General features: G+C 68.3%; 20 protein-coding genes, 1 tRNA gene and 1 riboswitch. Of the genes, 15 read left to right on the top strand and 6 right to left on the bottom strand.

Annotated elements, in window-relative coordinates:
• Positions 1-155: 155 nt before the first annotated feature.
• The 3 genes from HQ312_RS07720 (at position 156) to HQ312_RS07710 (ending at position 3,223) form a co-directional block, all read left to right on the top strand.
• Positions 156-908 carry an IclR family transcriptional regulator gene (locus HQ312_RS07720; RefSeq protein WP_222638266.1) on the top strand — a complete coding sequence of 251 codons (753 nt, stop codon included), beginning with the start codon at positions 156-158 and terminating at the stop codon, positions 906-908.
• A 445-nt stretch (positions 909-1,353) separates the two neighbouring features.
• Complete coding sequence (locus tag HQ312_RS07715) at positions 1,354-2,592, top strand: ice-binding family protein (RefSeq protein ID WP_261782121.1); 1,239 nt, start codon at positions 1,354-1,356, stop codon at positions 2,590-2,592.
• Between the two features lies 1 nt (position 2,593).
• A complete protein-coding gene (locus tag HQ312_RS07710) occupies positions 2,594-3,223 on the top strand; it encodes a class F sortase (protein ID WP_222638265.1) in 630 nt (209 codons plus the stop codon).
• Here the strand turns inward: HQ312_RS07710 and HQ312_RS07705 are convergent.
• Positions 3,216-4,226 carry a Gfo/Idh/MocA family protein gene (locus HQ312_RS07705; RefSeq protein ID WP_222638264.1) on the bottom strand — a complete coding sequence of 337 codons (1,011 nt, stop codon included), beginning with the start codon at positions 4,224-4,226 and terminating at the stop codon, positions 3,216-3,218. The two genes, HQ312_RS07710 and HQ312_RS07705, sit on opposite strands and share 8 nt — an antisense overlap.
• 62 nt (positions 4,227-4,288) lie before the next feature.
• Between HQ312_RS07705 and HQ312_RS07700 the strand changes: the two genes are divergently transcribed.
• Positions 4,289-5,266 (top strand): Gfo/Idh/MocA family oxidoreductase, encoded by a 978-nt coding sequence (locus HQ312_RS07700; protein ID WP_222638263.1) that lies wholly within the window; start codon positions 4,289-4,291, stop codon positions 5,264-5,266.
• A 45-nt stretch (positions 5,267-5,311) separates the two neighbouring features.
• Positions 5,312-5,950: an ANTAR domain-containing protein gene (locus HQ312_RS07695; protein ID WP_222638262.1), complete on the top strand. Its 639-nt coding sequence runs from the start codon at positions 5,312-5,314 to the stop codon at positions 5,948-5,950.
• Between the two features lie 18 nt (positions 5,951-5,968).
• On the opposite strand, the gene HQ312_RS07690 is transcribed toward HQ312_RS07695, so the two are convergent.
• Positions 5,969-7,567 (bottom strand): GMC oxidoreductase, encoded by a 1,599-nt coding sequence (locus HQ312_RS07690; protein ID WP_222638261.1) that lies wholly within the window; start codon positions 7,565-7,567, stop codon positions 5,969-5,971.
• A 142-nt stretch (positions 7,568-7,709) separates the two neighbouring features.
• Here HQ312_RS07690 and HQ312_RS07685 point away from each other — a divergent pair, with 142 nt between their 5' ends.
• Complete coding sequence (locus HQ312_RS07685) at positions 7,710-8,792, top strand: tartrate dehydrogenase (protein WP_056447200.1); 1,083 nt, start codon at positions 7,710-7,712, stop codon at positions 8,790-8,792.
• A 310-nt stretch (positions 8,793-9,102) separates the two neighbouring features.
• On the opposite strand, the gene HQ312_RS07680 is transcribed toward HQ312_RS07685, so the two are convergent.
• Positions 9,103-10,182: an SDR family oxidoreductase gene (locus HQ312_RS07680; RefSeq protein ID WP_222638260.1), complete on the bottom strand. Its 1,080-nt coding sequence runs from the start codon at positions 10,180-10,182 to the stop codon at positions 9,103-9,105.
• A 350-nt stretch (positions 10,183-10,532) separates the two neighbouring features.
• On the opposite strand from HQ312_RS07680, the gene HQ312_RS07675 reads away from it, so the two are divergent.
• Positions 10,533-12,155: a GMC oxidoreductase gene (locus HQ312_RS07675; protein ID WP_222638259.1), complete on the top strand. Its 1,623-nt coding sequence runs from the start codon at positions 10,533-10,535 to the stop codon at positions 12,153-12,155.
• 8 nt (positions 12,156-12,163) lie between these two features.
• Here HQ312_RS07675 and HQ312_RS07670 read toward each other — a convergent pair.
• Together HQ312_RS07670 and HQ312_RS22175 are read right to left on the bottom strand one after the other, a co-directional pair.
• Positions 12,164-12,234 (bottom strand) — tRNA-Cys (locus tag HQ312_RS07670).
• A gap of 38 nt (positions 12,235-12,272) precedes the next feature.
• Positions 12,273-13,826: a GGDEF domain-containing protein gene (locus HQ312_RS22175; protein WP_222638258.1), complete on the bottom strand. Its 1,554-nt coding sequence runs from the start codon at positions 13,824-13,826 to the stop codon at positions 12,273-12,275.
• 254 nt (positions 13,827-14,080) lie between these two features.
• Positions 14,081-14,177: riboswitch (SAM riboswitch) on the top strand.
• 169 nt (positions 14,178-14,346) lie between these two features.
• Between HQ312_RS22175 and HQ312_RS07660 the strand changes: the two genes are divergently transcribed.
• Genes HQ312_RS07660 through HQ312_RS07625 form a run of 8 tightly spaced genes read left to right on the top strand, consistent with a single transcriptional unit; the run spans position 14,347 to position 22,763 of the window.
• A complete protein-coding gene (locus HQ312_RS07660; RefSeq protein WP_231476123.1) occupies positions 14,347-15,303 on the top strand; it encodes an amino acid ABC transporter permease in 957 nt (318 codons plus the stop codon).
• A complete protein-coding gene (locus HQ312_RS07655) occupies positions 15,300-16,082 on the top strand; it encodes an amino acid ABC transporter ATP-binding protein (protein WP_222638257.1) in 783 nt (260 codons plus the stop codon). The genes HQ312_RS07660 and HQ312_RS07655 overlap by 4 nt, the downstream gene beginning before the upstream one ends.
• A gap of 36 nt (positions 16,083-16,118) precedes the next feature.
• The gene (locus HQ312_RS07650) at positions 16,119-17,087 is read left to right on the top strand and encodes an ABC transporter substrate-binding protein (protein ID WP_027504017.1); all 969 of its coding nucleotides are present in this window, start codon (positions 16,119-16,121) and stop codon (positions 17,085-17,087) included.
• A 23-nt stretch (positions 17,088-17,110) separates the two neighbouring features.
• The gene (locus HQ312_RS07645; RefSeq protein WP_222638256.1) at positions 17,111-17,614 is read left to right on the top strand and encodes a GNAT family N-acetyltransferase; all 504 of its coding nucleotides are present in this window, start codon (positions 17,111-17,113) and stop codon (positions 17,612-17,614) included.
• A 45-nt stretch (positions 17,615-17,659) separates the two neighbouring features.
• On the top strand, positions 17,660-19,288 hold the full coding sequence (locus HQ312_RS07640; RefSeq protein WP_082544610.1) for an ABC transporter substrate-binding protein: 1,629 nt from the start codon (positions 17,660-17,662) through the stop codon (positions 19,286-19,288).
• 1 nt (position 19,289) lies between these two features.
• Entirely contained in the window at positions 19,290-20,261 is a 972-nt protein-coding gene (locus HQ312_RS07635) for an ABC transporter permease (protein ID WP_222638255.1), read from the top strand.
• Positions 20,254-21,138: an ABC transporter permease gene (locus HQ312_RS07630; protein WP_027504014.1), complete on the top strand. Its 885-nt coding sequence runs from the start codon at positions 20,254-20,256 to the stop codon at positions 21,136-21,138. The genes HQ312_RS07635 and HQ312_RS07630 overlap by 8 nt, the downstream gene beginning before the upstream one ends.
• Entirely contained in the window at positions 21,135-22,763 is a 1,629-nt protein-coding gene (locus tag HQ312_RS07625; protein ID WP_222638254.1) for an ABC transporter ATP-binding protein, read from the top strand. Before HQ312_RS07630 ends, HQ312_RS07625 begins: the two co-directional genes overlap by 4 nt.
• A 185-nt stretch (positions 22,764-22,948) precedes the next feature.
• On the opposite strand, the gene HQ312_RS07620 is transcribed toward HQ312_RS07625, so the two are convergent.
• The gene (locus tag HQ312_RS07620; RefSeq protein WP_222638253.1) at positions 22,949-24,322 is read right to left on the bottom strand and encodes an MFS transporter; all 1,374 of its coding nucleotides are present in this window, start codon (positions 24,320-24,322) and stop codon (positions 22,949-22,951) included.
• Between the last annotated feature and the right edge of the window lie 29 nt (positions 24,323-24,351).

Raw genomic sequence — 24,351 nt, 5'->3', positions numbered from 1 at the left:
TCCGGTGAGTGGACGTGCGCACTCTCTGCATTCGATCAGGACCGCAGCGTCTTCGCAGGCGATACGGGGTCCGGACGGCGAACTGCTCGACTCGTGGAACGATCGGCGGCACGGTGTTCACTGAGTGGACACCCCGCGAGCCCTAGACTGTGGTGATGGCGGAGGCAGCGAGGTCGGTCATCGCGCGAGTCGCGGCCGTGATGCGTGCCATCGGTGATCACGAGCCGGACGGCGCGTCGACCACCGACATCGCCAGGACCGCCGGGTTGGCGCGGCCCACCGTGCACCGGATGGTCACCGCGTTGGCGGCGGAGGGCTTCGTCGATCGGCACGAGTCGGGCCGGTGGGCGCTGGGGCCCGAGACCTTCCTTCTCGGATCGATGGCAGCGGAGCGGTACGACATCACGTCGAGCGCGGGAGACATCCTGCGCGATCTGGCCCGAACGACGGGGGAGAGCGCCTTCCTGTCGGCACGTCGGGGCGACGAGACGGTCTGCATCGCGAGCGAGGAGGGCAGTTTCCCGCTGCGCTCGCACGTCCTGCACGTCGGCCTGCGCATGCCCCTCGGAGTCGCGTCCGCCGGGTTGGTCATCCTCGCGCACCTGCCCGAACGTGAGCGGGTGGAGTACCTCGACCGTGCAGAGCTCGGCGGCTGGGGAGAACGTCACGCGCCGCGCGAGATCGCCGAACGGGTGGAACAAGTTCTGGTGCAGGGATACTCGGTGAATCCCGGGTTGTTGGTGGAAGGTAGCTGGGGTCTCGGGGCCGCGGTGTTCGATCGCCGCGACGCCCCGGCGTGGGCGCTGAGTCTGACGGGCGTCGCCGGCCGTTTCGACGATGTCCGGCGCCCTGTTCTCGGCGAACAGCTGCTGCGGGCCGCACACGCGTTGACCTCGCGTCTGCGGTGATCGGAGGTCGATGCGGCCGGTCGGACAGAACTGAGGCGGTACATCCAAGTTATTCACCCGTTATATCGTGAATGCATGCCCGATATCGTATCGATGTCGACATCAGAGTCCGAGAATCGTTGTCGCACAGAGATGTCAGTCGTCCATCACGTGATTGTCCGGACTCGACAGAATGTCGCAATTCCGGCATTCATTGACATTACCGTTATCGTCCTGTTCACTCTCATTTATGCCGTAAATCTACGTCGCATTCGACGGAGTCGGCTCGATCTCACACCTGCCCCCGCCACATCTCGGCGCCGCGGTCGTCTTCTCGGACGGTCATCGACGCGCCGACGTCGCGGGGGCGTCATCGCACCGCTCTGCGTCGTTGGGGACAGAGTCTGCGCACCACATGTGCTGCATCTCGGATGCGGCACATTCACCACATCGCGCAAGGAACCGCATGATCAGGACACACCTCGACCGCTCTCCCTTCGACGCCGCGAAGCGAGGCCGCCTCCCCGCACTGGGTACCGTCGCCGTCGCCACGGCGGCTCTGATGATCGTCGGCGCGAGCACCGCCGACGCCGCCACTCCGGTGGGACTCGGCACCGCTGCCAGTTACGCGGTCCTGGCCGGTGCGGGCGTGACCAACACCGGACCGTCGGTCATCTCGGGTGACCTCGGAACCAGTCCGACCGCGGCCGTCACGGGGTTCCCTCCCGGTCTCGTGAACAACGGCACGATCCATGCCGCCGACGCGGTTGCGCTGCAGGCGCAGTCGGACCTCACCACGGCATACGACCAGGCGAGTGCGGAGCCGATCTCGGCGAACGTCGCTGCCGACATCACCGGCAGCACCCTCGCCCCGGGGGTCTACAAGGCTTCCAGCGCACTGGCCCTGAACGGCACCGTCACGTTGGACGGTGGATCGGATCCCGACGCCGTCTTCGTCTTTCAGGCACCGTCCACATTGATCACGGGGTCCGGCAGCAGAGTGGCACTGATCAACGTGAATCCCTGCAACGTCTTCTGGCAGGTGGGCAGCTCGGCGACCATCGGTACCTCCACGACGTTCGTCGGAACGGTACTGGCGCTCACCTCGATCAGCGTCCAGAACGGTGCGACCGTCTCCGGACGTGTGTTGGCGCGCAACGGCGCGGTGACCCTGGACGACAACGTGATCACGGCGAACGACTGCTCCCCGCGGACGACCACCACCCCGGTCGGCGACGGGGGAGTCGTGGTGCCTCCCATCGTGATTCCGATCCCGTCGATCCCGGGACTGCCGTCGATCCCCGGTGTCCCGCCCGTGATCACCATCCCGGGTCTTCCGGGGTTGCCGGGTACACCGCCCACCTCGTCGGTGCCCACCGCACCGGCGGTCCCGCCCACCTCGGACACTCCCGGTACGCCGGGAACCCCGAACACTCCCGGTACGCCGGGAACCCCGAACACGCCGGGAACCCCGAACACGCCCGGAACCCCGAACACGCCCGGAACCCCCGGTGTCCCCACGGGTCCGGACGCGCCGGGCCGGTACTCGCCGGGCAGCCAGATCACTCAGGTCCCGGGTGGTGGCGTCGACACGGGTGACGGCAGCACCGTCCGGTCGGCCGACCACTGGCGGCCCGCGTCGATCGGCCTCGCGGCCGCGGCGATCATCGGGTCGGCCCTGGTGCTGCGTCGTCGAAAGAGCTGACATGGCATCACGTTCCGTCACCACCGCGGCGCGCTCACTGTGCGCTGCGGTGCTGCTCGCGCTGGCGCTGATCTCCGGATGCTCCACTGCTGCCGGCACCGCCCCGCCGGCGCCGGCCGCGACCGAGTCGGCGGACGTCGGCGTGGTCGACGAGGGCACCGCCGGTGTCCCTGATGCCGTGGCCCTCTCGTCGCCGCCGGTCCGCATCGACGTTCCCGCGATCTCCGTGAGTTCCGACCTCATGGGCCTGGGTCTGCAGCAGGACGGGACGATGGAGGTACCACCCGGCGCGTTTCCGGCCGGGTGGTACACGGGTTCACCGATTCCCGGCGCGATGGGGCCGTCCGTGATCGCCGGTCACGTGGACTGGGACGGTGCGCCGGGTGTGTTCTCCCGGCTCGGTGACCTCGTCCCGGACGACGACGTGATCGTCACTCTGCAGGACGGCACCACGTCGCGCTTCCGGGTCACGGAGGTCGATCAGTACCCGAAGGCCGAGTTCCCGACGACCACGGTGTACGGCGACATCGACCACCCGGGACTCCGGCTGATCACGTGTGGCGGTCGATTCGACAGCGACGCAGCCAGTTACGACGACAACATCGTGGTCTACGCCGATCTGATCAGCTGATCCGGTCGCGGATCCGGTCGATGATCTCCAGGGTCGCGACCGCGTCGGCGAGGGGATGGACGGCGGACTCGACCTCGCCGACGGAAATCCTCCTCGCAGCCTCCACCGCGGCGAGATGCAGTCCGTCGACCTGGAGGCCGGGGGTCTCGTCGTAGGCAAGGGTGATGCCGTCGCGGAGTGCGACGGTGAACGGCCCCGGCATGAAGAAGGGCCCGGCGATGGTGAGCGTGCCGTCCCGGCCGCACACGACCGCCGTCGTCGGCGTGTTCGTCAGGATCGTGGTGTTGAGCACCGCATGTCCGGACTCGCCGGTGAGAAGGGCCGAGATCTGACCGTCGATCTCGTCATTGGCAGGTCGACTCCGAGCATCCACCGTCTCCGGTGCACCGAGAACCGAGTAGGCGAAGGACGCGACGTACGTTCCCAGATCCAGGAGCGGGCCACCGGCCAGCGCCGGATCGTAGATGCGGTGATCGGTGGTGAAGAACTCGCCGTGATCCGCGAGCACCGTGTGGATCGGTCCGAGGACGCCGCTGCGGAGCACCTGCTCTATCACGTCGAACTTCGGCAGGAATCTCGTCCACATCGCTTCTCCCGCGAACACTCCTGCCGACCGTGCGGCCTCCGCGATACGGGCCGCGCCGACCGCGTCGACGGCGAGCGGCTTCTCGACGAGCACGTGCTTGCCCGCGGCGATGGCGTCGAGGGCGTTCGCGAGGTGCTCGGTGTGCGGCGTGGCGATGTACACGATGTCGACGTCGTCGTCGGCGAAGACGGCCTCGTAGGTGCCGTGCGCGCGGTCGACGCCGTGCTCGTCGGCGAAGGCGCGTGCGCGCTCCGGTGAGCGCGATCCCACCGCGACGACGGTCTGGGTCGTGTGCCGGTGCAGTGACTCGACGAACCGGTGCGCGATCCAGCCCGGCCCGAGGACTGCCCACCGGAGCACGGGCGCGTCACGGGGATCGGGAACTCGTGACAGGGGGAGGGAGGCGCTCTGCGTCATGCGGCAGAGCCAATCAGACGAAAGCACATTTGTCAGGACATTAAGATGTAATACTTTCGATCATGACTGTGCGGGTTGGAATCATCGGTGTCGGCGTCATGGGAGCGGACCATGCCCTGTCCCTCGATCGGCGGGTGTCGGGCGCGGCGGTGACCGCTGTCGCCGACTTCGACGCAGCACGGGCGAGTGCAGTCGCCTCCACCCTGCGCAGCGCCACCGTCGCGGCGGACGGCCCGGCGCTGATCGAGCGCGACGACGTCGACGCCGTCGTCATCGCCTCGCACGATTCGACCCACGCCGAACTGGTGCACCTGGCGCTGGCCGCGGGCAAGCCGGTGCTGTGCGAGAAGCCGCTCGCGCCCACGGCGGCGGAGTGCCGCGAGATCATCGCCGCGCAGGGCGAACGCACCTTGATCACGGTCGGCTTCATGCGTCGGTTCGACCCGGCCTACGTGGAACTGAAGCGTGTGGTGTCGTCCGGTGAACTGGGTGAACCACTCGTCGCCCACTGCGTGAGTCGCACCGTCGAGGCCTACCCCGGCGGCACGTCCGCGTCGACCATCACCAACTCCGCGATTCACGAACTCGACATCGTGCCGTGGTTGCTGTCGTCGCCGATCACGGAGGTGAGTTGGCACGCGGGTCGTACGTCCGCGCACTCCGGAACGCGCCAGGATCCGCAGATCATGCTGTTGCGGACCGAGTCCGACGTTCTGGTGACGGTCGAGATCTTCCTCAACGCCCGCTACGGATACGACACGAGGTGCGAGGTGGTGGGCGATATCGGAGCGTCTGCGCTCGTGCTGCCCACTCACGTGGTCACCGACCGCGACCGCCGGCGGTCCGTGGCCTACCCGGCCGACTGGGTTCCCCGCTATGCGGACGCGTATCGCCTGCAACTCCAGGAGTGGGTCGATTCCCTCGAGGCCGGCCGGGTCTCGGAGCTCGCCGACGCGGACGCGGGGCTGCGTGCAGGTCTCGTCGCCGACGCTCTCGTCGCTTCGATGAACGAGGGCGGCCGAACTGTCGTCGTGGAGTGATCTCGGCGGTACGTTTATCCATGTCCGACTCGGGCACCAGAATTCATGGATTCCTTCGACGCCACCCGCGCCGTGGTGGAGCGGTACGCGCCGTCGCTGGGTGTGGACGGGATCGCGGTGGCAGTCATCGTGACCGCGGCGATCCGCGACCTCGTCTACAGCAGCGACGACGTCGCGACCCGCATCGACGAACTGCAGTTCACGCTGGGAACCGGGCCGTGCCTCGATGCCTTCCGGAGTGAACAGACGATGATCAGCATGGTCGGTACCGACGAGGGCTCGCCGTGGCCGCTGTTCGACGACGCCGTTCGAGCTCTCGACGTGGGTGCCGTGTTCGCGCTTCCGGTGGGCACGGAGCCGACGGTGGGCGTGCTCGAGCTCTACCGCCGCGACGCGCATCCGTGGTCGCCGGTGACCGCGGCGCGTGCCGCGCGGTGCGCCGGGGAACTCGCGTCCGCGGTGCGCCGCGACGTCGCCGGAGTGGGGGACGGCGCGGACGATCCGCTGTCCCGCGCCTCCGTGCACGTGGCTGCCGGCATGATGGCAGCACGGTTCCGGATCACCGCCGACGAGGCCGTGGTTCGGCTCCGGTCCCTCGCCTACGCAGACGGGATACGCGTCACCCAGCTCGCGGACGACATCGTCGCGCGGCGGGTCGAGCTGACCGATGCCCTGCTGGACTGACGCCGGCCGCGGAGCGACTCAGATGACGGTGCCGACGTCGGAGGCCACGATGCTGTCGAGAGCGTGCTCCGCGACTGCGGCGATGGTCATCGACGGATTGCAGGCGGCGCAGTTGCCCGGGATCAGGGCGCCGTCGAGAACGTAGAGGCCGCGCTGTCCCTGGACTCGACCCTCCAGATCACAAACCGTTCCCATGTTGGCCCCGCCGAGCGGGTGCCAGGTGGACGGGAACACCGCGTTGGTGTCCACGACGAGGCTGTTCGGTCCGGCGATCGCGCGCACGCGCGGGTCGATGTGACTCTGGATGGCCGCATCCCCCTCGTGCGGCCACCGCAGGATCGCATCGTCCCGCGCACCGTCGTAGACGAAACGCCCACGGGCGTCGCTGACGCCGTAGCCGACCAGAACGGTGGTTCGGGCATCCACCCCGAGAGGGGGGAACGACGCCTGGATGACCGTCATCGCGCGGGACGGGTCCGCCCAGTCGAGACTGCCGAAGACCACCGGGCCGCCCTGTGCGGGTCCGAAGTCCTGGTCGAACGTCGTCCACGAGTAGATCCTGTCCGCGTTGGTGCCCCAGCCGTCGCCGAGCGCGTCCGGCATGTCCGGGATCCGGCCGGACGCTGCCGCCCGCATCAGCAGTCGCGTGGTGTTCATGCTGCCCGCAGCCATGATCAGGGTCGGCGTGGTGAGGATCTTGTTCTCCACGACCGCCCCCGAGGTGTCGATGCGGTCGACGTAGACCGTCCACCGGCCGTCGGACGCCCGTTCGACGTCGGTGACCTGGTGCAGGGTCTGTACCGTCGCCAGCCCGGTCGCCTCCGCCTCGGCGATGTACGTGACGTCCACGGAGAACTTGCCGCCGTTGTTGACGCCGATGGCGCCGTCGCCGTTGGTGTAGGACGGGGCCATTTCGCCACGAAGTTCGTCGAGCGCGAAGTTCCAGTCGATGGGCATCGGGATCTTCGACACGGGGAGTCCGAGTCGTCGTGCACTGTCCCGGAATGCTCGTGGTGCAGCGTAATTGGGGCTGTCGACCAACTCGTCGGGCGCGACCGCGAGGTGCAGCATCCGGGCGACCCGCGGGTAATGGACGCGATCGAGCAGGCCCCAGTCCAGTGCGCCGGGGAACTGCGACGCGAACACCGCCTCGGCCGGCTGCAGCGTCATCCCCTGATAGACGAGGGACCCGCCGCCGACCCCGGCCGCACACAGCGCGGTCATGTTCTCGCCGGGAACCGCCTCGACGAGGCCGGTGTACGCCGGGACGTCGATCGGACGTCCGAACACGTTCTTCGCGGATCCGTACCAGAGGAAACGACCGTCGGGTGAGCGAGCGTGCGGAAAGGTCTCGGCGTTCGGACCGGTCGGCCATCGCAGACCGCGCTCGAGCACGGTCACCGGAACGCCTGCCTGTGCGAGGCGCAGTGCGGCGACGCCGCCGCCGAACCCGGAGCCGACGATCACCACGCGGTGATCCTCGCGGGAGAGCGGAACTCGTTGTGTGCGTGCGGCGATGCCGTGAGCAGAGGCGCGGGCGGCATGGTTGCCGGCGATCAGCGCACCGCCGGCCGCGGCGGCGCCGGAGAGGAACGTGCGGCGAGTGAACGGTGACATGCGGCTTCCCCCGGATCGTTCGTGGAGTCCGCCGATACCTGTGGGCACCCCCCGGCGAACACCCGATCTCGATGCCGGGTGCTCAGAACCTAGACAGTTCTGTCAGCGAGTGTCAAGGTTTCGCCCCGACTAGGCTCGAACGATGGCTACCAGACGCATCGCAGTGATCCCGGGTGACGGCATCGGCAAGGAGGTGGTTCCCGCCGGTATCGAAGTACTGGACGCCGCGGCGGCGGCGTTCGACCTCGACCTCGAGTACGAGTACTTCGACTACGCCAGCGCCGACTACTACGTCGAGCACGGAAAGATGCTTCCCGACGGCTGGTTCGAGGAGCTCCGACCGTTCGACGCGATCTTCTTCGGAGCGGTGGGCTGGCCGGAGGTGGTGCCGGACCACATCTCGTTGTGGGGCAGTCTGCTCCAGTTCCGACGTCACTTCGACCAGTACGTGAATCTGCGGCCCATCCGGCTCATGCCGGGCGTCACCAGCCCGCTCGCGGGACGCGAGGTCGGCGACATCGACTTCTACGTGGTGCGGGAGAACACCGAGGGGGAGTACACCGATCTCGGCGGCCGGATGTTCGCGGGGACCGAGCGTGAGACGGTGATCCAGGAGACGGTCATGTCGCGCATCGGCGTCGACCGAATCCTGAAGTACGCCTTCGAACTCGCCGAGACCAGGCCGAAACGCCACCTGACGTCCGCGACAAAGAGCAACGGCATCTCCATCTCGATGCCGTACTGGGACGAGCGGGTCGCCGCCATGGCGTCGCATCACCCCACGGTGGACGTCGACAGCTATCACATCGACATCCTCACGGCGAACTTCGTGCTGCACCCGGACTGGTTCGACGTGGTCGTCGCGAGCAATCTGTTCGGGGACATCCTGTCCGATCTCGGACCGGCGATCGCGGGCACCATCGGCATTGCCCCGAGTGGAAACATCAACCCGGAGGGGCTCTTTCCCAGTCTGTTCGAGCCGGTGCACGGATCGGCACCGGGTATCGCGGGCAAGAACGTCGCCAATCCGATCGGACAGATCTGGAGCGGCAGCATGATGCTCGATCACCTCGGCGAACCCGATGCCGCGCGCACGGTCCTGACTGCGGTCGAGAACGTGTTGGCACGGGGCGGCGCCGCGCTCACCGCGGACATGGGCGGAACGTCGGGGACCGACGAGTTGGGGCGCATCATCGCGGACGAGGTGACCGCTCTCGCTCGCTGATGATGTTCTCGAAATTGACACCGTTTTGGGGCGTTGTCTGTGAGCACGACCAAGTCAGTGACAGGTCACCACACCGTTCATCGTCGTCCGTGACGACGGGTCCTTCATGATCTGTGTGCGCGAAACAATCGCGACATCACTCACTCGGGAGACATCATGCTCAGCATTCTCAACGGCCTCAGCTTCCTCAATTTCTCGTTCGGAGATCTGCTGCCTCTGACCGATTTCCTGAACATTCTGAAGAGCCTCTCGATCGCGTCCTGACGCCGACGGCCGGGCGGGTCCACCCGCCCGGCCGTTGCGTCCGACGTCAGCGAGGAATGATCCGCGCGTCCCGGTACCGAGCGAGGTTCTCCGCGAAACTCTCACTGGTCGACCGGAATCCGGGGAACCCCGCCTTGCGGCTCTTCGTCATGTCGGTCAGGCACTCCATGTCGCGGCCGAGGTCGCCGTCGGTGTGCCACCACGATGCGAGTCGAGTCACGTCCGACTCGACGAGGTCGTACTTCTCGGCGATGCGCCGCCACGCGTCGGGTGCATCGTCCATTCGCGTCGCCAACGGTCGCGGTTCGGTGTCGAAGCCGACGGGTTCGACACCGAAATGGTCGGCGATGCGCGGCCACAGCCATCGCCAACGGAACACGTCGCCGTTCGCGACATTGAATGGCTCGTCGGCGCCGTTCTCGTTCGTGGCGGCCCAGATCATCTGCTCGGCGAGCAGATCGGCATCGGTGACATCGGTCAGACCGTTCCACTGGGTCTCCGAACCGGGGAAGACGAACGGCTCGCCGGTCTCCTTGCAGAGAGTGGCGTACACCGACAGGGTGAGTGCCATGTTCATGGCGTTGCCCACGGCGAACCCGAAGATGGTGTGTGCCCGGTGCACGCTCCAGGTGAAGCCCAGTCGCTCTGCGCCCGAGAACAACTCGTCCTCCTGGGCGTAGTAGAAGTTCGGTGTGTCGAGGCGCTCCTCGCTCTCGTGGAACGGGGTCTCCGCCGTCACCGCGGCGCCGTAGGCGTCGAACGGGCCGAGGTAGTGCTTCAGACCCGTCATGAGAGCGACGTGCTCCACCGAGTTCTCCGGTGCCAGCGCGTCGAACGTGTTCCGGAGGGTGGCGGTGTTCACCTCGATGTTCTCCGCCTCCGAGTCCTGCATCATCCACGCCGTGAAGAACACGAGGTCGGGCGCCGTTCCGCGCAGTGCCTCACGCAGCGCATCGGCGTCGAGAAGGTCGGCCGTCACGGGTGTCACGCCGTCGACCGGCAACTCGGTCTTGCGCGACAACCCGTAGGTGCGCCACCCCGCGTCGACGAGTCGTCGACAGATGGTCTGCCCCGAGATGCCGGTGGCTCCGACGACGAGCGCCGTGCCCGGACTTCGTGCTGCCATGTGTGTGATGCCTCCGATCGGTGATCGTGTCTCGATCCTGCATGGGCTACCCGTGGGGGCAACGGAGCAACCAGTGGGGCCGAGTGGCGCGGCGCACTGGTCCGCTACGTGGCGCCGAGCGCACCGCCCGGTGCCGAGCGCGCGCTGCACCGTGCGCGGAACGCCGTGCGCAGCGCGCGGGCGCCGGAACAGCTCGAGTGGTGCGGCGCACTCGCCGACGTCACGGCCGATCGCCTCTCATCGAGCCGGGCGAAGTGGACAACTTACCGGCGAGTAAGGAAGCTTCAGCGCATCCGCTGCCCGTCCGCGACACCCGCGATCACCTGCACCGGGTGGAGAGAAGCGTCGACATGCAGTGGTCGAGGAGACAGTTCCTGGGCGCGATGGGCGTCGCGGGCCTGATCGGGTCGACGGGACCGGGAGCGGTGTCCCGCGCGGCTCCGATACTCGACGGTCTGTACCGGTCGGCGGTGCCCGAGCTCTACGCACCGATCGATCCGGCGCCGGCGCATTCGGAGGCCGTGGTGGTCGGATCGGGCTTCGGTGCCGCGGTCACCGCGCGGCGCCTCGCCGAGGCCGGCGTTCGCGTCACCGTCCTGGAGCGCGGGTCGCAGTGGCCCACGGATCCGCGTCGACAGATCTTCGCCAACGACTTCCTGCCGGACGGGCGCGCGTTCTGGCGTCGCGGTGGCACTGCTCCGCTGACCGGACTGCCCACGGTTCCCACCGACCGCTTCGGCGGCATCTTCGACGTGAGCGAACACGGCACCATCGACGTGTGGTCCGGAGCCGCGGTCGGCGGTGGTTCGTTGGTGTTCACCGGCGTGATGATCGCCCCCGAACGACGGTTCTTCGACCAGCTCTTCACCGGGCTCGTCTCGTACGACGAGATGCAGGCTCTGCACTACCCGCTCGTCCGTTCCGAGCTGCGGCTCTCACCGATGCCGGAGGACGTCTATCAGTCGCTGCCGTTCACGCATTCACGGGTGTGGGATCACCAGGTCCGCCGCGCCGGGTACACACCACAGCGTATCGACGGTATCTGGGACTGGGACGTGGTGCGCGGAGAGATGGCCGGTCGGTCCCGTCCGTCCGCGATCATCGGGGAGTCGAATCTCGGCAACTCCAACGGCGCCGAGTTCGACCTCAACCGCAACTATCTGGCCGCTGCTCGCGCCACTGGCCGGTGCACGATCCATGCGCGTCACGAGGTCACCGCCGTGACCAGGGAGGCGGACGGTCGCTACGCGTTGACCGTGGATCTGCTCGACCCGTCCGCCGAGGTCCTCTCCACCCGCACGGTGACCTGCGACGACCTGTTCCTGGGCGCCGGGTCGATGGGAACGTCGCGGCTTCTCGTGCATGCCCGCGACACCGGACTGCTCCCCGACCTGAACGAACACGTCGGTGAGGGATGGGGCACCAACGGTGACGCGGCACTCGTCCGCGGCATGAGCCCGGAGGGCAACGGCATCGTGCAGGCGTCGCCCTCGGCGTCGAGGATCTCCGACGACTCGGGCGCCCCGCTCACCCTCGAGAACTGGTTCGTCCCCGGATCGCCCGTCGATCTGACGCTGATCGGCTCGTTGGGCATGGTCATGGACCCGACGAGAGGGCGGTTCGTGTGGGACGAGTCGACGCGGTCGGTACGGCTCGACTGGCCGGAGGCCGGCAACATCGCCGTCTCGGACGCCCTGCGACCGGTGCACGACCGCATCGCGGAGCGCTCCGGAATCGGTGTGGGGTATCCGCCCCTGCGGGTTCCGGACGTGAACACCTCGTTCACGGCGCACCCGTTGGGAGGGGTGGTGCTGGGCCGAGCCACGGACGCGCACGGCCGCGTCCTCGGCCACGACCGGTTGCACGTCGTCGACGGAGCGCTGATCCCGGGCAGCACCGGCAGAGTCAATCCGTCGCTCACCATCGCGGCGCTCGCCGAACGCAACATCGCGACGGTGATCGCCGATCGCTGAGCGCCCCGTGGAGCGAATGACGGGAATCGAACCCGTGTGCACGGCTGTGCAGGCCGTTGCCTCACCACTCGGCCATCCCACGTCAGGAAACCCGGACCTGTCGGGACAGGGTTGCGCTCACGGTGATTCTCGGGCTGTCGCGGTGAGATACCTCGCGGCCGCCGCCGGGTTCTCGTCCGCCAGTGACGCCAGCGCTCGACACAGTGCGCCGAGTGAGGTTCCCTCGGCGTGCGCGGCCGACTGCAGGAGTGCCGCCGCGGTGTCCCGGTCCACCGCGAGGTGTTCCATCGCCATGCCGATGCTCTGATCGAGCGCGGCCGCGGAGCGCAGTGCCGCGGAGTATCGATCCGAACGGGACGTCGTCGCCACGTCGATCTCCGTCTCGAGGCGCCGAGACAGCATCGCGAGTCGGACGGCCGTGTGTTCCGGCCCGTGTCCGCGGGTCTGGAGCGCGACGAGGGTGGCAGCGACCGCCGCGGCGGCCTCGGTGCGCGCGCGTCTCTGCACAGCCTGCCGTCGACGGGACCGGAGGTGCTCAGACGACCGTGCTCGCAGCAGTGACGGCGGGTGGAACCGAGTCGTGTCGCCGTGCTCGACGCGGTCACGACCGAGACGCTTCGCCCGGTACATCGCATCGTCCGCGCAGGAGATGAAGGAGTCGAGCGTCGACTCCACGTCGCCGAGGGCGAGCGCGGCGCTGTCGGGAGCCGTGGCCACGGCCGTCGTGGTGCCGATGCTCACCGTCACCGAGCACCGTGTGCGCACCGATCGCAGGACACGGTCCGCGAGATCGGCCGTACGCGCACCGCGGGCGACGACCAGGAACTCCTCACCGCCGAGACGAGCGACGACGGCGCCCGCCGGAGTCGCCAGCACCACCGCTCGCGCGACGGACTGCAGCGTCCGATCACCGTGGGTGTGTCCGTGGGTGTCGTTGACGGCCTTGAAGTTGTCGATGTCGATGACGAGGGTGGTGACCGATTCGTGCCGCGACGCCGCGGCACCCAGCAGTTCCGTCAGACGGGGGAGTACGCCCCGGCGGTTCAACAGGCCGGTCAGGACGTCCGTGCGTGCGAGCACGTCGAATCGGTGACTCACCCGCACCATCGACCGCCGCAGGCCCCACACCAACACGACGGGGACGACGACGATGGTCAGGGACGCGCCGGCACTGATGAACGCGATGGCCGCAGATCCTGCCGAGGCGAACGACACCACGACGGCGGCTCCACCGGCAGCCACGGTGAACGACCACGCGATCGCGGGCGGCGACGCGGCCGCGGAGAGCACCGGGACGATGGTGAGCAGCGCGGCGATCGCGAGGGAACCCGCCCGATCGGTCACCGCCACCGCGGAGAACGTCGTACCGCACAGCATCACCATGCCCATGGCGACGAACTGGCGTTCGGTCAGCCGCCCCGAGCGCCAGATGATGCCGGCTCCCACCACGGCCGCAGCGACGGCGAGAGCGGTGGCGAGCATCGGGGCGATGCCGGGGAAGAACAGACCGGGCACCACCCAGCCCGCTCCCAGTGACAGGGCGGAACCGGTGATCGCCGTTCCCATCGCGATCGACCGGATGTCGAGCACCTGCCGTGCGGGTGTCTCGAGAGGCGACTCGGTGGGCGACGTCCGCGCGCCGCGGTGCGCTCTGTCGATGTGTGGCGTCACGCGAGCACCCCGGTCCCCGTCACCGGTGATCCGTCGTCGGCTGACCTCCACCGTGTACCCCGTGAATGTACCGACCGGGACGGTTCCGTCGCGGCGATCCGGCGCACGTCTGGCCGTGAGACCTCGGGCGCGTGACCACCGCGAACACGTGGTCGGTGCGGTTGTCACCCTTTCCGGTCATCGTGATTCGAACTCGACGGAGCCGAAAAGTGTTGTGCGATTTGACGTCTCGAGACGTCGGCGCTACATTTTCCTCACCATCCAGAGCGACCGAGAGACCTGGCTCGTCGACGTCGCAGCAACCCGCCTCGAGTTCGAGTGTGTGGGTGCTACCGCCAGGACCGATGGAGGAGATCCGCCGATGAACACTGTGACGACCCGACGCCCGCACGTCCTGCGCCTGCACCTCGAGTGGTGTCGAGTTTGCTGCTGCGCCTGTACGCGGCGCTGACCGGGTCCCTCACTTCGTCCTCTCGAAAGGCACAGCGATGTTCGCTGCCCTCACGCACCGGTGCAGCCGGTGACTCAACTCCACGATCGACCGGTCGCCACCGACGCCGGTGACGTCTCGGATCACGACCTCGTCGTCGCACGCACGGTGCACCCGTGGCGGTGGATCATCGCCGTCGCGACCCTGGTCCTTCTCGCACAGTTCGTCCACGGGCTGGTGACCAACGCCGGCTGGGACTGGGGCACCTTCGCTCAGTACTTCACGGCGCGGTCCGTCGTCACTGCTCTGTGGCTCACGATCCAGCTGACCTTCTGGGGCACCCTCATCGGGTTCGCACTCGGCATCGCTCTCGCGGCGGCGCGGTTGTCGCAGAACCCGGTCCTGCAGATCATCTCCTGGTTCTACATCTGGGCGTTCCGGTCGATCCCGCTGATCGTGCAACTGCTGTTCTGGTTCAACATCGCCTACCTGTATCAGCGGTTGTCCCTGGGCATTCCGTTCGGACCGAGCTTCGTCGAGTTCGACGTCAACAGTGTCATCAGCGGGTCCACGGCGGCGATCATCGGTCTGGCCCTGCATCAGGCGGCGTACTCGGCGGAGATCGTGCGCGCCGGCATCATCTCGGTCGATCAGGGGCAGCTCGAAGCCGCTGCGGCGCTGGGGATCCCGAAGCGACGCGAATTCTTCGCGATCGTGCTGCCGCAGGCCATGAGGGGAATCCTCCCCAACGCGGCCAACGAGGTGATCAGTCTCTTCAAGGGCACCTCGATCGTCTCGGTCATGGCCATCGCCGAGCTGTTCTATCAGGTCCAGGTGATCTACGGACGGACCGGCCGCGTCGTCCCGATGCTCATGGTCGCGACGGTCTGGTACGTGATTCTGACGTCCGTCCTGTCCGTGGTGCAGTTCTACGTCGAGCGGCACTACTCCAAGGGCGCACTGCGCACGGTGCCGCTCACGCCGATCCAGAAGTTGCGTTCGCGCATCGCTGCGCTGCCGCTGTCACCGAGGGGGGCAACTCGATGACCGCCGAGATCGAGACTGCGCGGTATGCGGTCGAGGTACGGGGAGTGCACAAGTCCTACGGTGCTCTCGAGGTCCTGAAAGGCGTGGACCTGACCGTGCGGCCGGGGGAGGTCGCGGCCGTTCTCGGACCCTCCGGGTCGGGCAAGTCCACTCTGCTGCGCACGGTGAACCACCTCGAGAAGGTCGACGCCGGATCCGTCCGAGTGGACGGTGCCCTCGTGGGATACCGCCGCAGAGGGCGGAAACTGCACGAACTGACGCCGAAGGAGATTCGGCGCCAGCGCTCGCAGATCGGCTTCGTCTTCCAGAACTTCACCCTGTTCCCGCATCTCACGGTGCTCGAGAACGTGGTCGAGGCACCCGTGTCCGCACAGCGACGTCCGCGGTCGGAGGTGGAACCCGAGGCTCTCGCACTCCTGTCGCGGGTCGGTGTCGGTGACAAGGCGCACGACTACCCGCGGCGGTTGTCCGGCGGACAACAGCAACGCGTCGCGATCGCCCGGGCGCTGGCGCTGCGCCCGAAGGTGATCCTGTTCGACGAACCCACGTCGGCACTCGATCCCGAGCTGGTGGGCGAGGTGCTCGATGTCATCCGCGGTCTCGCCGCAGACGGCGCGACGCTCGTCATCGTCACGCACGAGGTCGGCTTCGCACGCGAGGTCGCCGACACCGTGGTGTTCATGGACGGCGGCGTCGTCCTCGAACAGGGTTCTCCTGCAGAGGTGTTCGACACCCCGACCCACAGTCGCACTCGAGAGTTCCTCTCCCGGGTTCTCTGATTCCCACGCACACCTCTCCCGAAAGTGACCTCTCCCATGTCTCGATCGTCCCGTCGCCTCGCGTCGGTCCTGTCCTCCGTCGCCGTCCTCGCGCTCGTCGCGTCCGCGTGCGGCGAACCCGCAGCCGAGAACACCGTGGTGTCCGAAGCCGGTGTCTCCTATGATCTCTCGCCCGAGCAGTCCGGGCGCATCCACACCGAGAAGGTGGACGACATCGCGGCGAAGGTGCCGCAGGCAATCCGTGATCGCGGAACCCTCGTCGTCACCGGAACAGCGGGTGCGACTCCGCCTCTCGGCTTCTATGCCACCGACGACACCACCGTCGTCGGATCCGAGATCGATCTCGCGAGCCTCTTCGCCGACGTCCTCGGTCTCTCTGTCGACCGCCGCACCGCGGACTGGGCCCAGAACTTCGTGAAGATCGATTCGGGCGAGAACGACGCCTTCATCTCGAACGTGACGGTCACGGAGGAGCGCAAGGAGAAGTACGACTTCGCCACCTACCGCCTCGACAACGTCGCCCTCGAGGTTCCGACAGACTCCGACTGGACGTTCACCGACCGCAAGGACATCGCCGGCAAGAAGATCGGTGTCTCGTCCGGTACCAACCAGGAACAACTGCTCGTCGACTGGAACACGCAGAACGGGGCGGAGGGCATCGCGCCCGCCGAGATCGTCTACTACCAGAACGCCGCCGACTACTACCTCGCCCTGTCCTCGAAGCGCATCGACGGGTACCTCGGACCCAATCCGTCCGCGCAGTACCACTCGTCGAGCACAGGGGAGTCGAAGATCATCGGCACCTTCTCCGGTGCGGGCGAGGCGCTCCAGGGTGAGATCGCCGTCCTGGTGAAGAAGGACAGCGGGCTCGCCGAGGCGTTCGCGGACGCCATCGATCACACCATCGAGAACGGGACCTACCAGCAGGTGCTGGACAAGTGGGGGCTCGGCGGCGAGGCCGTGTCGGCCTCGGAGATCAATCCACCCGGGCTCCCGAAGAAGTGACCTCGGTCCGACAAGGAGCCCCCGTGGCCGGCAGCGATCGCCCGCAGCTCGAGGTCGCGCGAGTCGACCAGGGCGATCCGCTGGCACGACCCCTGCTCGCGGAGCTGGCGATCGAGTACAGCACCCGCTACGGCGGGACCGCCGACCAGATGTACTCGGCTCTGTCCACCCATCCGGCAGAGGACTTCGCGCCGCCGCACGGCGGGCTGATCGTGCTCCTCGAGAACGGTGAACCTGTTGCCGGCGGGGCGTTTCGGCGTCACGACGAGCAGGCCGCCGAACTGAAGCGCATCTGGACGTCCGCATCGCACCGCCGACGAGGACTCGCTCGGCGCGTTCTCACCGAACTCGAATCGGAGATCGCTGTCCGAAATTACGAGAGCATCCACCTCACCACCGGGTGGCGCCAACCGGAGGCTGTCGGCCTGTATCTGGCGGCGGGGTACACACCGCTGTTCGACCCGGTGGCCCCGCCGGCCGAGGGCGTGCCCCGTGCGTTCCGGAAGACGACTCGACCCACCAACTGACCCCCGTTCTTCGTTCCTGCACACACACCTCTTGGAGTTGACCCAGTGATCGACCGCCATCAACGGACACCCGCCGTCAGTGCCGCGATCGGCCTCGTCGCCCTGACCACGGCCCTCACCGCCTGCGGCGGCGCTGCTGGTTCGGCGGGCGCCGACGCCGGCCCCGCTCAGCCGGGAGGCACCCTGAACTACGGACTCTCCACAGCGCCGACGTGCTCGGATCCCGCGCAGGCAGGGACCAACCAGACGATCTACGTCACGCGCGCCGTGGTCGACTCACTCACCGATCAGGATCCCGACACTGGCGAGATCGTGCCGTGGCTCGCCGAGAAGTGGGAGACCGACGCGGATGCGACGTCGTTCACGTTCACACTGAAGGACGGGGTGTCGTTCAGCGACGGCACACCGGTCACCGCGCAGTCGGTCAAGAACAACTTCGACGCCATCGTGGGCACGCTCGGGGCGGCGAAGGCGCCGCTCGCCGCCAGCTATCTCGCGGGATACGTCGGGACGACCGTGGTCGACCCGCGGACCGCGCAGGTGACCTTCTCGTCGCCCAATGCGCAGTTCCTGCAGGCATCGGCGACCTCACAGCTGGGACTGCAGGCCGATGCCACCACGTCGCTGTCCGCCGAGGAGCGCTGCCAGGGCGGAAACATCGGCAGTGGCCCGTTCACGTACACCGACTACCAGCAGGATCGATCGGTGAGTGTGGCCAGGCGAGCCGGCTACTCCTGGGGTTCGCCGGCGTTCGGTCACACCGGTGAGGCCTACCTGGACGGCATCGAGTTCACGGTGGTGCCGGAATCGGGCGTCCGGACCGGAAGCCTGTCGTCGGGTCAGCTCGACGCCGTCAGCGACGCGCTCCCGCAGGACGCACCGACCATCGAGGCGACCGGCGGTCGAGTGCTGACGACGTCGAATCCCGGAACACCCTTCGGTATCGCGCCCAATGTCTCGCGAGGCGTACTGGCCGACCCGGACGTGCGCCGCGCACTCGTCCCCGCGATCGACCGTCAGCAGTTGGTCGACACCGTCCTCGGCCCGAACTTCCTGCCGGCGACCAGCACTCTCGCGAGCAGGACGCCCGGCTACGTGTCGTTGCCCGACGTGACCTTCGACGCCGACGCGGCGCGGACCGTGCTCGACCGTGCGGGTTGGGTACCGGCCGCGGACGGGATCCGCGAGAAGGACGGTCAGCGGCTCAGCTTCTCGATCCTGTTCAGCGCCGTGTTCGCGGGCAACCAGGCAATTCTCGAGTTGCTGCAGCAGCAGTTGCGGGACGTCGGTGTCGATGCCCGGCTCGAGCTGACGTCCGTGCCCGAGTCGATCGCACGACAGAACGCCGGTGACTTCGACGCGACGTACTACAACAGCACGCGTGCCGACGGCGACATCCTGCGGACGTCGTTCGCGGCGGACGGCCGAAATCTCAACCAGCGTGGCCCGATCGCCGATCTGGATGCCTCGTTGACCGATCAGCTGCGCACGACGGACACGACGCAGCGCGGCGAGTACCTGGCGAACGCACAGCAGCAGGTGCTCGACAACGGACTGTGGATCCCGACCGTCGAACTGTCGCAGGCGGTCGGCGCGAGCTCGGCGGTGCAGGACCAGAGGTTCGACGCGTCTGCTCGGCTGCAGTTCTTCGACACCTGGTTGAGCAGGAGCTGACATGCTTCGCTACCTCGGCCTGCGCGTCCTGCAGGCGATCGGTGTCCTGTGGGCCGCGTTCACCATCTCCTTCGTGGTGCTGTTCCTGCTGCCCTCCGATCCGGTGAGCATCGCGGTCGATTCCGGCGGCGGCAGTGGCACCCCGGTGGACGCGGCCGCGGTCGCCGAGCTGCAGGCCCGGTACGGACTGGACAAGCCTGTCCTCGAGCAGTACTGGACATCGCTCACCAGCGCGATCCGCGGTGACTTCGGCACGTCCATCTCCACGGGTCAGCCGGTGACCACCGCGATCCTGGGCGCCGTTCCGAGCACCCTCGCCCTGGCCGGTCTCGCGCTGATGCTCGCCGTCGGTGTCGGTGGGGGGCTCGCCTTTCTCGCTACCTACACCCGCGCACGATGGTTGCGTACCGCGCTGCTCTCCCTCCCTCCGCTGGGCGTCGCGGTGCCGACGTTCTGGGTGGGACTCCTGCTCCTGCAGGTGTTCTCGTTCGGGCTGCCGATCTTCCCGGCGTTCGGCGACCGCGGGTTCGGATCGCTGGTGCTGCCGGCGATCACGCTGGCGGTACCGACCGGGGCCGTCATCGCGCAGGTGCTCGCGACCAGCCTGACCACGACGTGGCGGCAACCGTTCACCACCGCGGCCGAGGCGAAGGGTGCGTCCCGGTGGCGGATCCAGACTCGCCACGTGCTGCGCCTGGCCAGCGTGCCGGCGTTCACCATCGCCGGCGTCCTCGTCGGCGAACTGTTGGCCGGTTCGGTGGTCGTCGAGACCGTGTTCTCCCGGGCCGGCGTGGGCCGACTGACGCAGACATCGGTTCTCGCGCAGGACATCCCGGTGGTGCAGGGAATCGTGGTCCTCACTTCGCTGGTGTTCGTGGTCGTCACGCTGGCCGTGGACATCGTGTACCCCCTGATCGATCCCCGGATCGTCCAGCGCACCACCCGACCCACGAAGGAGCCGGCCCATGTCTGACGTCCTGGTACGAGAGACGGTCCACGCGAGCGTCTCGCCCGAGCCGACGTCCCGTCGACGGCGAGTGACCCCGCGGGCCGTCGGCGGCAGGATCGGCGTGGCGGTGTCGGTGGCCGTCCTGATCGTCGCCATCGGGTTCGCCGTCGTCCCGTCTCTTTTCGCCAGTGGGGATCCCTTGCGCGGCGTCCCGGCGGAGAAGTTGCAGGGACCCAGCGCTGCTCACTGGTTCGGCACCGACAACATCGGCCGCGACGTCTGGACCCGGGTCGTGCACGGTGCCGGGTTGTCGCTCAGCGCGACGCTGATGGCCGTGGCCATCGCGCTCGTGGCGGGATCGATTCTCGGCCTGATCGGAGGCGCTGTCGGCGGAATCGTCGACGCGGTGCTCATGCGTCTCGTCGACGTGCTGTTGTCCATCCCGACTCTGCTGCTGGCCCTGGCCCTGGTCACCGCTCTCGGTTTCGGAACCGTGAACGTCGCGATCGCGGTCGGTGTCACCCTCGTCGCGAGCTTCGCGCGCGTGATGCGGTCCGAGGTGCTGCGCGTAAGGCGGTCGCTGTACGTGGAGGCCGCCTTCGCGTCGGGTTCGCGATGGCACACCGTGCTGTGGACCCACATTCTCCGGAACGCGTACCCACCCGTGATCGCCCTGGCGGCAGTGCAGTTCGGCATGGCCGTGCTCGCTGTGTCGTCGCTCAGTTTCCTCGGTTTCGGAGCGGTACCGCCCACACCGGAATGGGGTTCGCTCGTGTCGGAGGGGCGCAACTTCCTCGCCACCTCCTGGTGGCTCACCACGCTGCCCGGTCTCGTCATCGTGGCGGTCGTGCTGTCGGCGCACAGAGTGGGCCACGCGCTGGATCGGGGTGATCGAGCATGAGCAGCAGGAGTGGAGCCGGCGGAACGACCCGGACGAGCCTGCTCAGGGTCGACGGTCTGCGCGTGTCGTACGGGGCGACAGAGGCAGTGCGGGGTGTCGACTTCGAGATCGCGCGGGGTGAGGTGCTCGCCCTGGTCGGCGAGTCCGGCAGCGGCAAGACGACCACGGCCCAGGCGATCATCGGTCTCCTCGCCGGATCGGGCACCGTCACCGGGGGCACCGTCACGTTCGACGGTGACCGTGTCGACGACGCGGGACACCGTCGGTGGGAGAAGCTTCGCGGTGCGCACATCGGTCTGGTGCCGCAGGACCCGACCACGTCGCTCAATCCTGTGAAGCGAGTGGGGGAGCAGGTCGCAGAGGTGCTCCGCATCCACGGCCGGGCCGACCGGCGCAGCGCCGCGGCGGCGGCCGTGCAGATACTCGACGAGGCGGGGATCGACAATCCGGAGCTCCGTGCTCGGCAGTATCCGCAAGATCTGTCCGGCGGGCAGCGTCAGCGCGTGCTCATCGGTGTCGCGCTGGCGTGCGAGCCGGAGCTGGTGATCGCCGACGAGCCGACCAGCGCTCTGGACGTGACCGTGCAGCGCCGCATTCTCGACCACCTCGCGGATCGGATCGCCGAGCACGGCACCTCGGTACTGCTGATCACGCACGACCTCGGGGTCGCGGCCGACCGCGCCGATCGGATCGCCGTCATGCGTGACGGTGAGATCGTCGAGATCGGGCCCGCGCGAGAGGTGTTGGAGAACCCGACCGCCGACTACACGAGAGGACTGATCGCGTCCGCGCCGTCTCTGACGTCGGTACGGGTGCCGCGTGCGACGCGCGAGGCGCAGCCGGTCCTGTTGTCGCTGAGACAGGTGTCCAAGACGTTCCGCATCGGTCGTGGGCAGAACCTGACGGCGGTGGACGGGGTGTCGCTCGACGTCGAGCGCGGACGGACGGTGTCGATCGTCGGGGAGAGCGGCTCGGGAAAGTCCACCACCGCTCGCATCGCCCTACGGCTCGAGAACCCGTCGGCGGGGTCGGTCGTCTTCGACGGCGACGACATCACGTCCGCACGCGGCAGGGAGTTGCGCACCCTCAGGCGACGCTTCCAGATCGTGTATCAGAACCCGTACGCATCGCTGAATCCCGCACTGCGCGTGCGGGACATCGTGGCGGAACCGCTCGTCGCGTTCGGGCTCGGATCACGCTCCACGCGTCCCGCCCGGGTGGCCGAACTGCTCGAGCAGGTCGCCCTGGCGCCGGAGTACCTCGACAGGCGCCCCGCCGAGCTGTCCGGTGGGCAGCGCCAGCGGGTCGCCATCGCCCGCGCGCTGGCTCTCCACCCGGAGCTGCTCGTGCTCGACGAACCGGTGTCCGCACTGGACGTCTCGGTGCAGGCGCAGATTCTCGAACTCCTCACTCGGCTGCAGGACGAGCTGGATCTGAGCTATCTGTTCATCTCCCACGATCTCGCGGTCGTGCGGCAGATCAGCGACACGGTGCTGGTGATGCGCAACGGGCGAGTGGTCGAGTCCGGGTCGGCGGAGGACGTGTTCGATCGACCGCAGCACGAGTACACCAGGGAACTGCGCAACGCCGTTCCGGGAACGGGAGTCGACGCACGACCGTCGTGACCTTTCCGATCACGCCGAGCAGAACTGTGTCTCCGCGCGCCGCGCGGCTCTAGCGTCGGGCCATGACCTGGAACTCGATCATCGATTCGATCCGTCACTGGGTGTCCGACTGGAGCGACGAGTCTGCCGCCGGCTGCGTCGAGGCCGCGGTGCGCACCTCGTTCTGAGGGCGCGCGACGGCGCTGTCAGCGTGCGGCTCTCGGCCGGGTCGCCGCGACGACCGCGGCCCCCAGCGCGGTGATCGCGATGACGACGATCACGGCGTGGTTCCAGCCGTCGAACACCGCGGACGGCGCGGTGCCGGCCGACAGGACCACCACCGACACCACGGTCACGCCGATCGCCGAGCCGAGGTAGCGCGCGGTGTTGTTCGCCCCGCTTCCCATGGCGGCGCGCCCGGCTGGGACGCTCGCGACGGCCTCGCGGCCGAGGGCGGCGTTGACTATTCCTGTCGCGGCGCCGGCCAGGACGAGACCCGGCACGAGGCGCAGGGGCGACGACGTCTCGGACAGTCCGAGTAACAGCCCCGTCCCGACGGCGACACCGACGAGGCCCAGGGCCAGTTGCGTTCGGCCGGAGACGGACGCGGGTATGCGCCGCGCGAGCAGGGCGGTGATCACGCTCGTCGCCGACCAGCCGAAGAGCAGGAAGGCGCTGTGGAGTGCGTCCAGACCGAATGCGGCGCCGACGAATCCGGCCATGTACGACATCAGCGCGATCACCCCGGCTCCGGTGGCGAGTGCGGCGACGGTGGCGGCGAGGAAGGCGGGTTGGCGCAGCAGCGTGAGATCGAGCATGGGCGACGCGGTCCGGCGTTCGTGCAGAACGAAACCCGCGAGCAACAGCGCGGCCACGGCGAGCAGGACCAGGGGTAGGGGTCGCGTCCACCCGGCACGGCCCTCGACGAGCGCGGCGAGGAGGGCCGACAGACCCCCGGACAGGGCGACCGCGCCGATCAGGTCCAGCCCGCGCGGTGTCTCCGTGCGGGATTCGGCGAGGAGGCGCCCTGCGACGACCGCGGCGACGAGTGTCAGCGCGGTGAGCAACCAGTACCCCTCGCGCCACGTGGCGAGACGATCCGAGGTCGCGGACAGCAGGGGCCCGAGGGTGATGCCCGCGCCGACGGCCGCGCCCCAGATGCCGCTGGCACGGGCGCGCAGCGGCCCGGGTTCGAAGGCGTGCGCGATGACGCCGAGACTCGACGCCAGCACCGCGCCCGCGCCGACGCCCTGGACCACGCGGGCGAGGACGAACACGAGCGTGAACGGCGCGGCCGCGCACACAGCGGACGCGAGGGCGAGGACGACGAGACCGAGAACGAAGGTGCGGCGACGGCCGATGTCGTCGGCGAGTGCGCCGGACACCAGCAACGCGGCACTGAGGCCGATGCTCATCGAGCTCAGAATCCAGGTTCTGCCCGACGCGTCACTCCCGAGCGTCGCGGCGGTGCTGCCGATGGTCGCCAGGGGAAACGTGAACGCAGCCAGGGCGAGGAGGGTCCCGAACGCTGCGACGGGCAGGGGGCGGGCGAGAGGTGGTGCGGATCGCTGCTGAGTCATGCCCGTCCTTCGGTTCGGTGAGCGAACCG

Source organism: Rhodococcus sp. BP-316 (assembly GCF_019836105.1).
GTDB lineage: Bacteria > Actinomycetota > Actinomycetes > Mycobacteriales > Mycobacteriaceae > Rhodococcoides.
Note: the sequence above shows the minus strand (reverse complement) of the source record. Positions and strands in the feature narration are given on the sequence as shown.

What these genes read in the sequence shown, in the direction of transcription:
- HQ312_RS07650 (WP_027504017.1), top strand. Translation starts at nt 16,119, where the DNA reads ATGTCTCGATCGTCCCGTCGCCTCGCGTCGGTCCTGTCCTCCGTCGCC.
- HQ312_RS07700 (WP_222638263.1), top strand. Translation starts at nt 4,289, where the DNA reads ATGACTGTGCGGGTTGGAATCATCGGTGTCGGCGTCATGGGAGCGGAC.
- HQ312_RS07685 (WP_056447200.1), top strand. Translation starts at nt 7,710, where the DNA reads ATGGCTACCAGACGCATCGCAGTGATCCCGGGTGACGGCATCGGCAAG.
- HQ312_RS07680 (WP_222638260.1), bottom strand. Translation starts at nt 10,182, where the DNA reads ATGGCAGCACGAAGTCCGGGCACGGCGCTCGTCGTCGGAGCCACCGGC.
- HQ312_RS07630 (WP_027504014.1), top strand. Translation starts at nt 20,254, where the DNA reads ATGTCTGACGTCCTGGTACGAGAGACGGTCCACGCGAGCGTCTCGCCC.
- HQ312_RS07690 (WP_222638261.1), bottom strand. Translation starts at nt 7,567, where the DNA reads ATGTCACCGTTCACTCGCCGCACGTTCCTCTCCGGCGCCGCCGCGGCC.
- HQ312_RS07635 (WP_222638255.1), top strand. Translation starts at nt 19,290, where the DNA reads ATGCTTCGCTACCTCGGCCTGCGCGTCCTGCAGGCGATCGGTGTCCTG.
- HQ312_RS07705 (WP_222638264.1), bottom strand. Translation starts at nt 4,226, where the DNA reads ATGACGCAGAGCGCCTCCCTCCCCCTGTCACGAGTTCCCGATCCCCGT.
- HQ312_RS07675 (WP_222638259.1), top strand. Translation starts at nt 10,533, where the DNA reads ATGCAGTGGTCGAGGAGACAGTTCCTGGGCGCGATGGGCGTCGCGGGC.
- HQ312_RS07695 (WP_222638262.1), top strand. Translation starts at nt 5,312, where the DNA reads ATGGATTCCTTCGACGCCACCCGCGCCGTGGTGGAGCGGTACGCGCCG.
- HQ312_RS07620 (WP_222638253.1), bottom strand. Translation starts at nt 24,322, where the DNA reads ATGACTCAGCAGCGATCCGCACCACCTCTCGCCCGCCCCCTGCCCGTC.
- HQ312_RS07720 (WP_222638266.1), top strand. Translation starts at nt 156, where the DNA reads ATGGCGGAGGCAGCGAGGTCGGTCATCGCGCGAGTCGCGGCCGTGATG.
- HQ312_RS07655 (WP_222638257.1), top strand. Translation starts at nt 15,300, where the DNA reads ATGACCGCCGAGATCGAGACTGCGCGGTATGCGGTCGAGGTACGGGGA.
- HQ312_RS07715 (WP_261782121.1), top strand. Translation starts at nt 1,354, where the DNA reads ATGATCAGGACACACCTCGACCGCTCTCCCTTCGACGCCGCGAAGCGA.
- HQ312_RS07710 (WP_222638265.1), top strand. Translation starts at nt 2,594, where the DNA reads ATGGCATCACGTTCCGTCACCACCGCGGCGCGCTCACTGTGCGCTGCG.
- HQ312_RS07625 (WP_222638254.1), top strand. Translation starts at nt 21,135, where the DNA reads ATGAGCAGCAGGAGTGGAGCCGGCGGAACGACCCGGACGAGCCTGCTC.